Raw genomic sequence first — 12,142 nt, forward strand, 5'->3', positions numbered from 1 at the left:
GAGCGTTTTGCTTACTTTTGCGCTTTTCAAAAGTGAGCCGCTGTAAAAGCGGAACCCTAAGTAGCCGTTACCGCAGAAACGGATATGTACTCGGACTGATCCTGCATCCTGGTCGGCCCTGAGACCGCCAATCGGGGGCAAGCCCCCTCCCACATTTTAACTGCCCACATTTGGACTGCATGTATCCAGATAAGAATCAGCCAGCCAGCCCGACAAACATATCCTGCACATCATCATGGTTATCCAGGCCTTCCAGGAACGCCTCGACCTCGGCCATCTGCTCATCGGTCAACCCACTGACCGGGTTCTTCGAAAGATAGCCCAGCTTGGCCGACAGCACGGTAAAGCCCTGCTCCGGCAAAGCTTTCTGCACGGCGTCCAAGTCGGTGGTTTCGGTGATGAACAAAGTGGTGCCTGCTTCCTCGCCGTCTTCAAAGTCCTGGGCACCGGCTTCGATGGCGGCCATTTCCGGATCAGCGTCCGGGGTGTCCGGCGACGCTTCGATCAGCCCGACGTGGTTGAAGTCCCAGGCCACCGAGCCGGAAGCCCCCAGTTGGCCCTTGCGAAACGCCACGCGGATTTCCGCTACGGTGCGGTTGATGTTGTCGGTGACGCACTCGACGATCAATGGCACCTGGTGCGGGGCGAAACCTTCGTAGGTGACGCGGTGGTACTGCACGGTTTCACCGAGCAGACCGGCACCCTTCTTGATCGCGCGGTCCAGGGTTTCCTTGGGCATCGAGGCCTTCTTGGCCTGCTCCACCACCAGACGCAGGTGAGCGTTGGTCGAGGTGTCCGCACCGTTGCGGGCGGCGATGGTGATTTCTTTCACCAGCTTGCCGAAAATCTTGCCCTTGGCATTGGCTGCCGCTTCTTTATGTTTGACTTTCCACTGTGCGCCCATGACTCACTCTCTACTTTCCATGGCGCCGAAACGTCTACTGGCCGGCGCTTTGGGGGCAGAGTTTATAGCGCAGCAACGCATCGTTCCACCAAAAAACCCTCAGGGCACCAACTCGAAAAAGGCCTGGATCAAGCGCAACGACCGGCGCCGCTCCAGGCAGCCAAGCAGATGCCGGTTCAGCAGGCCGTCGCCGCGAATCGGCACGGCACATACGCGTGGGTCGCGGCTGACCTCCATCGACGACACCACCCCCAGGCCCAACTCGGCCGCAACGGCCTCGGTCACCGCTTCCCGGCTGTCCAGTTCCAGCAGCACCCTGGGCCGCACACCGGCAGCCAGGCACGCCTCATCAAAGGTACGCCGGGTGATGGAACCGGGCTCGCGCAGCACCATGATCTCTTCGTTCAACGCCGACAGTGCAATGCCCTCGGCCTGCCCCGCCCACGGATGCACGGCCGGCACCAGCGCGCAAATACGCGACTCGCCCAAGGGATGCAGGTGCAGGCCATTGCGCGGCTCCACTTCGGTCAGCACCGCCACATCGGCATGCTCGGACAACAACGCCGCCAGGGTTTCCTGGGCATTGCCCAGGCGCAGATTCACCGTGACGCCCGGATAAAGCACGCGCAGCCGGGCGATCATCGGCATCACCAGATGCGGGCCGTCCGCCGCCACTTCCAGGCGCCCGGTGAGCAATTGGCGGTTGGCTTCGAGCATCGCCTGCGCCTCATCCACCAGGCCGAAGATCGCCCGGGTGATCGCCGCCAGGCGTGCGCCCTCCTCGGTCAACTCGACCCGCCGCGCAGTGCGGCGCAGCAACGGGATCTGGTAATGCTCCTCCAGCGCCTTGATGTGCCCGGTCACCGCCGGCTGGCTGATGAACAGCCGGGCGGCCGCACGGGTAAAACTGCCCTCGCGGGCCACCGCATCGAATGCGCGCAGTTGGAACAGGTTCATGGTTATCGGCCTCACTGATAGCTCGCATAACAACAAACAATTTGATTGATAACAAGCCAAACTGCAATTTAGGCGCCTTAAAGTCGACCCGTTGTTTTACGAGGACCCGAGATGACCCCTGCCGCGCCACTTTTGCTGACTCCAGGCCCGCTGACCACTTCCAACCGCACGCGCCAGGCGATGATGGTGGACTGGGGTTCATGGGATGAGCGTTTCAACCAACTCACCGCCAGCGTGTGCGAGCATTTGCTGGCGATCATCCATGGCGCCGACAGCCACCATTGCGTGCCGTTGCAGGGCAGCGGCACCTTCGCCGTCGAAGCCGCCATCGGCACCCTCGTGCCGCGTAACGGCAAGGTACTGGTGCTGATCAACGGCGCCTACGGCAAACGCCTGGCGAAGATCTGTGACGTGCTCGGCCGCGCGTACAGCACCTTCGAAACGCCCGAAGACCAACCCACCACCGCCACCGAGGTGGACCGCCTGCTGCACGCCGACGCCGCGATCAGCCATGTCGCGCTGATCCACTGCGAAACCAGCACCGGCATCCTCAACCCGCTGGCGCAGATCGCCGAAGTGGTCAAGCGTCACGGCAAGCGCCTGATCATCGACGCCATGAGTTCCTTCGGCGCGCTGCCTATCGATGCGCGTGAAGTGCCCTTCGACGCGCTGATCGCCGCGTCCGGCAAATGCCTGGAAGGCGTGCCGGGCATGGGCTTTGTCTTCGCCGAAAAGAGCACGCTGGCTGCGGCCGCAGGCAACTCTCATTCCCTGGCGATGGACCTGTTCGACCAGCACAGCTACATGGCCCGCACCGGCCAGTGGCGCTTCACCCCGCCCACCCATGTGGTCGCCGCGCTGCACGAAGCGCTTGTGCAATACCAAGAAGAAGGCGGCCTGCCCGCCCGTCATCAACGCTACGCCGATAACTGCCGCGCGCTCCTGGACGGCATGGCCGCACTGCGTCTGCGCAGTTTCCTGCCGGCGGCGATCCAGGCGCCGATCATCGTCACCTTCCACGCCCCGCAACACCCGCGCTACCAGTTCACGGACTTCTACGAACGGGTCAAGGCCAAGGGTTTCATCCTCTATCCGGGCAAATTGACCCAGGTGGAGACCTTCCGCGTGGGCTGCATCGGCCATGTCGACGCGGCCGGCATTCGCGCGGCGGTCCAGGCCATCGCCGAGGTGCTGCAAGAAATGCACGTGCTGGACCTCTGATCGTCCCCATTACCCCACAGGATCTGAACCATGAACTATCAAAACCCCACCAGGCTACAGGCCGTCATTCTCGACTGGGCCGGCACCGTAGTGGACTTCGGCTCGTTTGCGCCGACGCAGATTTTTGTCGAGGCCTTTGCCGAGTTCGGCGTACAGGTGTCCATTGAAGAGGCTCGTGGCCCGATGGGCATGGGCAAGTGGGACCATATCCGCACCCTCTGCGATCAGCCGCACGTCGCCGAGCGTTATCGCAAGGCCTTCGGCCGCACGCCCACCGATGCAGACGTGAGCGCCATCTACCAACGCTTCATGCCGCTGCAGATCGAGAAAATCGCCGAACACTCGGCCCTGATCCCCGGCGCCCTCGACACCCTTGCCGGCGTGCGCGCCCAGGGCATCAGGATCGGCTCCTGTTCCGGCTATCCCAAACAAGTGATGGACAAGGTCGTCGCCCTGGCCGCCAGCAACGGCTACGTGGCCGACCATGTGGTTGCCACCGACGAAGTGCCCAATGGCCGCCCATGGCCGGCCCAGGCGCTGGCCAACGTGATCGCGCTGGGCATTGACGATGTGGCGGCGTGCGTGAAAGTCGACGACACCGTACCGGGTATCCTCGAAGGCCGCCGCGCAGGCATGTGGACGGTGGCGCTGACCTGCTCCGGCAACGCCCTGGGCCTGACCTATGAGCAGTTCCGGGCGCTGGACAGCGCCACACTGGCCGGCGAGCGCCGGCGTATCGAAGCGATGTTCGAAGGCTCACGCCCGCACTACCTGATCGACACTATTACCGATCTGCCGCAGGTCATCGCCGATATCAATGCACGTCTGGCTCGCGGGGAAATGCCGCAAAGCCACTGACGAAGGTCAATGCACCGGCATTCACTACGGGCCAAGCGCTTCAAACAGGCATACAGTTGAACCACTCCGTCAAAGAACGGAAGGTTGCCCTGATAAGTGAGGAACCCAACGATGCCGTGGAAAAATTCCGATACGCGCTACAGCACCATGTCGATTGCATTGCACTGGTTGATGGTGGTGCTCCTGGCGGTGGTCTACGCCTGCATTGAGTTACGCGGCCAGTTCCCCAAAGGCAGCGGTGCGCGCACGCTGATCGTCGAAATGCACTTTATGTTCGGCCTGACCGTGTTTGTGCTGGTGTGGCTGCGCCTGTTCGCCCGCAGCCTGGGCGTGGCGCCGAAGATCGTGCCGGCGCCGCCGAAATGGCAGCGCCTGTTGGCGACGCTGACCCACGTTGCGCTGTATGGGTTGATGATCGGCATGCCGATTGCCGGCTGGCTGATCGTCAGCGCCGAGGGGCATTCGGTGATGTTCTACGGGATGGAGTTGCCGCCGCTGATCGCTGAGAACAAGGCATTGGCCAAGGAGATTGAAGGCTGGCATGTGCTGTTTGGCCAGATCGGTTACTGGGTGATCGGGCTGCATGCGTTGGCGGGGATCTTTCATCACTATGTGCTGCGCGATAACACAGCGCTGAGGATGATGCCGGGTGGGAGGGGGCTTGCTTCCGATCGCGTTGAGTCAGCCGGCACATCCATCGAGTGATACACCTTATCGGGCGCAAGCCCTGATGCCAGTCAGTTAAGGCTTTTTGTAGGAGCGAGCTTGCTCGCGAAAAACTCACAGGCGCCGCGTTCAATCAGGAAGCACGCGTTATCGTTGACGTTTTTCGCGAGCAAGCTCGCTCCTACAGAGGGCGACGTTCGCTTGACTGACTGGCATCAGGGCAAGGCCCCTCCCGCAAAGGCATTGAAACCTCGGCGGCCTTGCAGGCCGCCGGTGTGGATGAAGATCAGGCGGGTACCGGGGGCGAAGCGTCCGGCCTCGATCTGTTGCTTCAACGCCAGCAGCGCCTTGCCGCTGTAGAGCGGCTCCAGCGGCACACCGCTGGCCTGTTCGGTGCGTTCGATAAAATCGAGCAGCAGCGGATCGACCTTGGCAAAGCCACCTCGGCTGGCGTCGATCAGCTCGTAACCGTTGTGCACCATGGCACTTACGTTCAGCGCTACACCGTGATCGTCCGGCACTGCCAATGCGCCGTAGACCGTACGCCTGCCCGCCTCGGCCAATACCAACCCGGCCAGTGTCGTCCCGGTTCCGGCTGCCAGCCACCAGGCGTCGTAATCCGCCCAGCCGAGCTGACTCAACTGCGCCTGCGCCTGCTCGACCAGCACCGCGCAGCCCAGCGCACCCGCCAGCCCTCCGCCGCCCTCCGGTACCGGATGAAGATGGGGATACTGTTCGCGCCAGGGCAACCAGAAGTCCGGCTCATGGCGTGCGCGATAGCCGCCGTAACCGAGCCAATGCAATTGCATGCCGAACGCCTTGAGGTCGAGCACGGTGGATGTGTCTTGAGGATGGCCGCGCAACAGGCCGACCGTGGGAAAGCCAAAGCGCTTGCCCGCCGCCGCCAGTGCGTGCAGATGGTTGGAGTAGGCCCCGCCTAGGCTGATGATCCCGGAAGCCCCCGCGTCGCGGGCCTGGTTCAGGTGTTCGGTGAGCTTGAACCACTTGTTGCCGCTGATCAGCGGGTCGATACGGTCCAGGCGCAGCATGGCCAACTCGACCCCGTTCAGCCAGTCGAGCTGCACAGGTTCAAGGGGCGCGTGAGGCAGCCAGTCAAAAGGGCCCATCGGGAAGTATCTGAATGAAAAGGAGCGGTAGTCTAACACCGCCCCTTTCGTCGACTTACAGCTCGGCCGCCAGGCGCGAACCCTGGTTGATGGCGCGCTTGGCGTCCAGCTCGGCCGCCACATCGGCACCGCCAATCAGGTGCACGTTCTGCCCGGCGGCGACCAGGCCGTCGTGCAGTTCGCGCAGCGGGTCCTGGCCGGCGCAGATGACGATGTTGTCCACCGCCAGCACCTGCGGCTCGCCCTCGGCGCCGATGCGGATATGCAGGCCTTCATCATCGATCTTCAGGTATTCGACGCTGTTAAGCATCTGCACCTGTTTGTTTTTCAGCCCGGTACGGTGGATCCAGCCGGTGGTCTTGCCCAGGCCGTCGCCGACCTTGGAAGTCTTGCGTTGCAGCAGGAACACGTCACGCGCCGGTGCATGGCGCTCGGGCTTGATCCCGGTCACGCCACCACGGGCCTCAAGTTGAGTGTCGATGCCCCACTCTTTCCAGAACGCTTCGCGATCCAGGCTGGTGGACACGCCCTGGTGCACCAGGAATTCCGACACGTCGAAACCGATACCGCCCGCGCCAATCACCGCCACGCGCTTGCCGACCGGCTTGCGCTCCAGGATCACGTCCAGGTAATTGAGCACCTTGGCGTTCTCCACACCCGCAATCGCCGGCGTACGCGGTGCGATACCGGTGGCCAGGATCACCTCGTCATAACCGCCCGCCACCAGTTGCGCCACATCGACACGGGTGTTGAGGCACAGCTCGACGTGAGTGGTCTGCAATTTGCGCTTGAAGTAGCGCAGGGTCTCGAAAAATTCTTCCTTGCCCGGTATGCGCTTGGCGATGTTGAACTGGCCGCCGATTTCGCTGGCCGAATCGAACAAGGTCACCTGGTGCCCGCGCTCGGCAGCCACGGTAGCAGCAGCCAGCCCGGCAGGGCCGGCACCGACGACCGCAATTTTCTTGATCTGCTGCACGGGCAGGTAATTGAGCTCTGTTTCATAGCACGCACGCGGGTTGACCAGGCATGTGGTCAGCTTGCCGCCGAAGGTGTGGTCCAGGCACGCCTGATTGCAGCCGATGCAGGTGTTGATCTCGTCGGCGCGCCCCGCCGCGGCCTTGTTGACGAACTCCGGGTCGGCGAGAAACGGCCGCGCCATCGAGACCATGTCGGCATCGCCCTCGGCGAGAATCTGCTCGGCGACTTCCGGCGTGTTGATACGGTTGGTAGTGATCAGCGGGATCGTCACCGCGCCACGCAACTTGGCGGTGACCTTGCTGAACGCGGCGCGCGGCACTTTGGTGGCAATGGTCGGGATACGCGCTTCGTGCCAGCCGATACCGGTGTTGATAATGGTGGCGCCGGCCTGCTCGATGGCCTTGGCCAATTGCACGACTTCCTCCCAGACGCTGCCGCCCTCGACCAGATCGAGCATCGACAGGCGGAAAATAATAATGAAATTCGGCCCGACTGCTTCACGCACCCGTCGCACGATTTCCACGGCCAGGCGCATACGGTTTTCAAAGCTGCCGCCCCAACGGTCGGTGCGATGGTTGGTGTGGGCAGCCAGGAACTGGTTGATGAAGTAACCTTCGGAACCCATGATTTCCACGCCGTCGTACTCGGCGACCTGGGCCAGCCGCGAGCAGGTGACAAAATCCTGGATCTGCTTCTCGATGCCCTCCTCGTCCAGCTCCCGGGGCTTGAACGGGTTGATCGGTGCCTGGATCGCACTCGGCGCCACCTGCTTGGGGCTGTAGGCATAACGCCCGGCGTGCAGGATCTGCATGCAGATCTTGCCACCGGCGTCGTGCACGGCGCGGGTGACGATCCGGTGCTTTTGCGCCTCTTCGTCGGTGGTCAGCTTGGCCGCGCCGGCATACACGCCGCCTTCATCGTTCGGGCCGATGCCACCGGTGACCATCAGGCCGACGCCGCCCCGGGCGCGCTCGGCGAAATACGCCGCCATGCGCTCGAAACCACCGGGCTTTTCTTCCAGGCCCGTGTGCATCGAGCCCATCAGGGTACGGTTGCGCAGGGTGGTAAAACCCAGGTCCAACGGGGCCAGCAGGTGCGGGTAGGCAGCAGCGGTCATGGTACAGCTCCACAACGGATCATCACGGGACGTGGAGGGCTCAGCTGGCACTCCATCGGTTTATGTCCCACAGACTAAGAGGCGATCACCTACCGCTCAATGACTGAAACTGACAACTTATTGATCCAAATGCACAGCCACCCTTGGCAAGCCGGGCCAGGAGCCCTACCCTAGTCGCGAACCCTGCCCCCGGTCTGTTGTCTGTTGCCCCATGCGCAAATTACTCATATTCACCGTCACCATGGCCCTGGTTGCCGCCCTCGCCGCGTATCTGGTCTGGACCCAGGAGCGCCCTGTGGCGCATTACCTGTCGGACCTGCGCATCACCCTCGCGGTCAATGAAGGCCAGCCGGCCGAGCGTGGCAACCTGCTGGGCATCCAGCCGGAGCTGTTCCCCGCCGATTACCAGAGCCTGGAGCGCCTGCACCTGAAGCTCTCGGCCTACCTGCAAAAGGCCCGCGAACAGGGCTTGATCAACGACAAGACCGTCGTCGTGCTGCCGGAACATGTCGGCACCTGGCTGATGCTCGCCGGCGAGAAAAACGAGCTGTACCAGGCCACCCACCTCAAGGACGCAATGAACTGGCTGTCGATCAGCAATCCGTTGCAGTTCCTGCGCGCCTGGATCAGCGCCACCGGCGACAACCGCATGGATGATGCGTACCTGCGCATGAAAGCCCCCGGCATGGCACGCGATTACCAAGTGCTGTTTGGCGGCCTGGCCAAGGAATTCGGCGTGACCCTGGTGGCCGGTTCCATCGCCCTGCCCAACCCCAGTGTGAACCTGGGGCAACTGCAGGTCGGCCATGGTGCGCTGTACAACGTCAGTGTGGTCTTTGCCGCCGATGGTTTGCCCCTGGGCCAGCCGCAGCGCCAGCTGTATCCGATCTACGACGAGCGCGGCTTTATCGAACCCGGCGATGAAAACATCGTCAGCGTGGTCGACACCCCTGCCGGGCGCCTGGGCGTGCTGATCGGCAGCGACAGCTGGTACCCGGACAACTACCGCAAGCTCAACGAACAAGGCGCCCAGTTGATTGCCGTGCCGGCCTATGTGACCGGGCGTGACACCTGGGACCGCCCGTGGCGCGGCTTCAAGAGCGTGTCGACCCCTTCGGAAGTCAGCCTCAAGCCCGAGGAAACCAGCGAGGGCGAGGCCTGGCGCCGCCTGACCCTGATCAGCCAACCGCCGATCAGCCAGGCCACAGCGGGCATGAGCGTGTTTTTGCGTGGCCAGTTCTGGGACCTGGGCAGCGCCGGGCAGAGCTTCCTGAGCCGCAACGGGCAACTGTTCGCCGACGGCGAAGCCCGTGGTGCGCGCCTGCTCAATATCTGGCTGTAACCGCGTGAAGCCGGTGCGCCTGGGGGATCTGTCGGTGGGCTTCGTGCACACCCTGGCCGATGCCGTGCACAGCCACGGCCTGGACCCGCACCCCCTGTTGCTGCAATACGGCCTGGACCCGGCACGCCTGGCCGAAGCGGGCGCGCGCCTGTCGATCCCGCGCTATATGCGCCTGGGGTATGCGGCCATCCAACTGACCGGCGATCCGGGCCTGGGCCTGCGCATGGGTCAGCTCAGTCGCCTGAGCCAGGCCGGGCTCGCCGGTGTCACCGCCGCCCAGGCACCGACGGTACGCGAAGCCGCGCGCACGCTGACGCGCTTCGAACCACTGTATGGCTCCAACTACCGTGGGCAATCGAGCTTTCATGAAGACGCCGAAGGCGCCTGGCTGCGGTTCTATTCCATCAGTCCCTACAATGCCTATAACCGCTTCGTGGTGGACTCGATCATCGCCGGCTGGCTGCATCAACTGTCGAGCCTGGCGCAACAGCCGGTGCAGGCTCAACGCATCGAAATCGAATTCCAGGCCCCCGAATACAGCCATCTGTATGCCGTGCTGGGGGACACGCCGGTGCAGTTCGGCGCCGACCGCAATCAACTGCGCCTGACCCAGGCCACTCTGGCCCTGCGCAACCCGCAGCACTGCCCGAGCACGTGGCACCTGTTGTTACAGCTGTGTGAAAGGGAACTGGAGCAACTGACCCGCACCCGCAGCCTGCGCGAGCGCATTACTCGTCTGCTGGGGCCGATGCTCAATGGTGGCCGGGAACCCGACCTCGAAGAAGTGGCGGCACGCTTGAAGCTGCCTACCTGGACCCTGCGCCGCAAACTGGCCGACGAAGGCACGCAATTTCGCGCGATTCTCAACGATACTCGCCGCGATCTGGCCATGACCTACATTCGCGACACGGAACTGGCCTTTGGCGAGATCGCCTACTTGCTCGGGTTTGCCTCGGCCCAAGCCTTCCAACGCGCCTTCAGGCGCTGGAACAACCAGACCCCAGGGGAATTTCGCCGCAGTCAGCGGCACTCCGCCTGAAGTCGGCCCTACAGCTCGGTGGCGTCGTCGACCGGGTCCAGCGGGTCGAGTTCGAATGCCTGGTACTCCAGCAGTTCTTCCTGGTAATCGTCCATGGTGGACTCCTTGTTGAGTTAAAAATGCCAGCGCAATTAATGACCTTCACGACCAGACTAAAGTGCCGTCATGACGAAAAAATGTCTGCGCCATGATGTTCCCGCACGTGAAGATTAAACGCAGCGGCGGCGGACTGATTTAGTCGGAAGATCGAGGCACTATTGCAATCATTGCAATTGCAATCATAAGACCAATTCCATTAGGGTAGGCACCTCTGTCGCCAGGAGCCACACCCATGCCCGCCCCTACCGCACTCGCTGCGCAGCTGTGCATCGACGCACTGGACACCTGCGCCTGCTCGCGCAGCTCACCGCTGTACACGGTCTTGAGCATGGCCGGCGCGCTGGAATCCAGCCGCCAGGCCTGGGTGATTCGCGGCCAGTCGCGCAGTCGGCGCGCGGGTAACTGGCCCACCTGGTTTGCGCGCAATACCGGGGAAAAACCGCTGCTCTACCTGCACAGCGCCACCTCGTCTGCGCAGCTGTGCGCACTGTCACACCGGACCGACCAGCGCGGCATTTTGTGCAATGACAGCGAAACCCAGCCATCCCCATGGCCGAAGGGCGCGCAACCGTCGCTGCCGTTGTGGCTGGCCAGCCATCCACGCTGTACGCCCTATGACCCGGCCTCGGGCGAAGAGGCCCAGGCCATCGTGCTGAACGGGTTGCATACGCTGTACGTGGATGGCCAACCGGGCTTTTATTACCTGGCGCTGCATGATCAGCCCAGCACCCTCGCGCCGCAGACACTGGACCGCGAAGGTGCGGTCAAGGGCATGTATCCCGTGCGGCAAACTGCCGACGTGGCGAACGTGCGCTTGCTGGGTGCCGGTCGAGCCCTGGAAGAGGTCATGCACGCCGCGCAATTGCTTGAGCAGCAATGGGGCATCACGGCGCATGTATGGAGTTGCCCCAGTTACACCCGACTGGCCCGCGAGGCGGCGGCCGCCGAGCGCTGGAACCGCCTGCATCCCTGCGCGCCCAGGCGCAGCAGCCATCTGCGCGACTGCCTGGCGGGGAGCCGGACACCGGTGCTTGCCGTCACCGGCTACCCACAAGTGGTGGTCGACCAGTTGGCCGCGCATATCGACACGCGCTTCGTGGCGCTGGGCGCAGGCTCGGTACAGGCAGCCGCGCCGAACCGCTACTGGATTGCAGTGCTGGCATTAAAAGCGTTGGCCGATGAAGGGCACATCGAGACACACAAGGTGGAACACGCCCTGCAACGGTATGACCTGAAATGACCTGGCCGCGGTTCACCGCATTTAGGTTTTGCGCCGGCTACGGGTCTGCACGCCCGCCTCCATCGCCAACCCCGCCGTACGCTGCAGTGCATCGGCAAAGGCCTGACGGTGCTCAGGCTCGATTTGCGACAAAAACAGCTCATCCACGGTGCTTTCGTAGATTTTCCACATTTTCTTGCGCAGCGTACGGCCGGCCTCGGTGATCGAGGCAAACGCTGCGCGGCCATCGCCGTCGGAACGTGAACGCACCACCAGGCCGTCCTTTTCCAGGCGGTCGACCAGGCGCGTGAGGTTGTAACGCTCAATGGCCAGTACATCGGCCAATTCATGCATACGTCGCGTGCCTTCAGGACCGCTTTCCAAGCCCCACAGCGCGTCGTACCAGGCATACGGCGGCAGCTGCGCCTCGGTCAGCCGGCGCTCGATTTCACGGATGACCGTCCTGTGGGCCCTGACAAAACGGAACCATACATCCGGCTCTTTCGACGACATGCGACACCATCCGGGGAATTTCAAGAAGGTTGCAATAGTAGCTCATCCCGGGCTAAATTCCGCCATGTCGTTGCAATTGCAACTATATCGCAGCGCGCCCAC

11 protein-coding genes are annotated in these 12,142 nt (G+C 63.0%); 6 read left to right on the top strand and 5 right to left on the bottom strand.

The genetic code is table 11. The features are described 5' to 3' along the window. Positions 1 to 196: 196 nt before the first annotated feature. Together BFQ00_RS15090 and BFQ00_RS15095 are read right to left on the bottom strand one after the other, a co-directional pair. A complete protein-coding gene (locus BFQ00_RS15090) occupies positions 197 to 904 on the bottom strand; it encodes a YebC/PmpR family DNA-binding transcriptional regulator (protein WP_065884874.1) in 708 nt (235 codons plus the stop codon). Between the two features lie 99 nt (positions 905 to 1,003). After that, a complete protein-coding gene (locus BFQ00_RS15095) occupies positions 1,004 to 1,861 on the bottom strand; it encodes a LysR substrate-binding domain-containing protein (RefSeq protein WP_065933967.1) in 858 nt (285 codons plus the stop codon). Between the two features lie 111 nt (positions 1,862 to 1,972). Here BFQ00_RS15095 and BFQ00_RS15100 point away from each other — a divergent pair, with 111 nt between their 5' ends. From BFQ00_RS15100 to BFQ00_RS15110, 3 genes are all read left to right on the top strand, one after another. After that, positions 1,973 to 3,082, top strand: a complete 1,110-nt coding sequence (locus tag BFQ00_RS15100) for a 2-aminoethylphosphonate--pyruvate transaminase (protein WP_065933968.1) — start codon at positions 1,973 to 1,975, stop codon at positions 3,080 to 3,082. A gap of 30 nt (positions 3,083 to 3,112) precedes the next feature. Further along, positions 3,113 to 3,940 carry a phosphonoacetaldehyde hydrolase gene (gene phnX / locus BFQ00_RS15105; RefSeq protein WP_065933969.1) on the top strand — a complete coding sequence of 276 codons (828 nt, stop codon included), beginning with the start codon at positions 3,113 to 3,115 and terminating at the stop codon, positions 3,938 to 3,940. 111 nt (positions 3,941 to 4,051) lie between these two features. Continuing rightward, positions 4,052 to 4,645, top strand: a complete 594-nt coding sequence (locus BFQ00_RS15110; protein WP_065933970.1) for a cytochrome b — start codon at positions 4,052 to 4,054, stop codon at positions 4,643 to 4,645. A gap of 176 nt (positions 4,646 to 4,821) precedes the next feature. On the opposite strand, the gene BFQ00_RS15115 is transcribed toward BFQ00_RS15110, so the two are convergent. Beyond that, entirely contained in the window at positions 4,822 to 5,733 is a 912-nt protein-coding gene (locus BFQ00_RS15115) for a 1-aminocyclopropane-1-carboxylate deaminase/D-cysteine desulfhydrase (RefSeq protein WP_065933971.1), read from the bottom strand. 55 nt (positions 5,734 to 5,788) lie between these two features. Continuing rightward, on the bottom strand, positions 5,789 to 7,828 hold the full coding sequence (locus BFQ00_RS15120) for an NADPH-dependent 2,4-dienoyl-CoA reductase (RefSeq protein WP_065933972.1): 2,040 nt from the start codon (positions 7,826 to 7,828) through the stop codon (positions 5,789 to 5,791). Positions 7,829 to 8,039: 211 nt separating this feature from the next. Here BFQ00_RS15120 and BFQ00_RS15125 point away from each other — a divergent pair, with 211 nt between their 5' ends. The 3 genes from BFQ00_RS15125 to BFQ00_RS15135 all read left to right on the top strand — a co-directional run bounded on the left by BFQ00_RS15125 (position 8,040) and on the right by BFQ00_RS15135 (position 11,548). Next, the gene (locus BFQ00_RS15125) at positions 8,040 to 9,170 is read left to right on the top strand and encodes a carbon-nitrogen hydrolase family protein (protein WP_065933973.1); all 1,131 of its coding nucleotides are present in this window, start codon (positions 8,040 to 8,042) and stop codon (positions 9,168 to 9,170) included. A gap of 4 nt (positions 9,171 to 9,174) precedes the next feature. Beyond that, positions 9,175 to 10,209 carry an AraC family transcriptional regulator gene (locus tag BFQ00_RS15130; protein ID WP_065933974.1) on the top strand — a complete coding sequence of 345 codons (1,035 nt, stop codon included), beginning with the start codon at positions 9,175 to 9,177 and terminating at the stop codon, positions 10,207 to 10,209. 331 nt (positions 10,210 to 10,540) lie between these two features. Continuing rightward, complete coding sequence (locus tag BFQ00_RS15135; protein ID WP_065933975.1) at positions 10,541 to 11,548, top strand: transketolase-like TK C-terminal-containing protein; 1,008 nt, start codon at positions 10,541 to 10,543, stop codon at positions 11,546 to 11,548. 21 nt (positions 11,549 to 11,569) lie between these two features. On the opposite strand, the gene BFQ00_RS15140 is transcribed toward BFQ00_RS15135, so the two are convergent. Then, entirely contained in the window at positions 11,570 to 12,040 is a 471-nt protein-coding gene (locus tag BFQ00_RS15140) for a MarR family winged helix-turn-helix transcriptional regulator (protein ID WP_065884864.1), read from the bottom strand. Positions 12,041 to 12,142 lie beyond the last annotated feature (102 nt).

It is taken from the genome of Pseudomonas sp. 28 E 9 (assembly GCF_900004785.1).
GTDB lineage: Bacteria > Pseudomonadota > Gammaproteobacteria > Pseudomonadales > Pseudomonadaceae > Aquipseudomonas > Aquipseudomonas orientalis_A.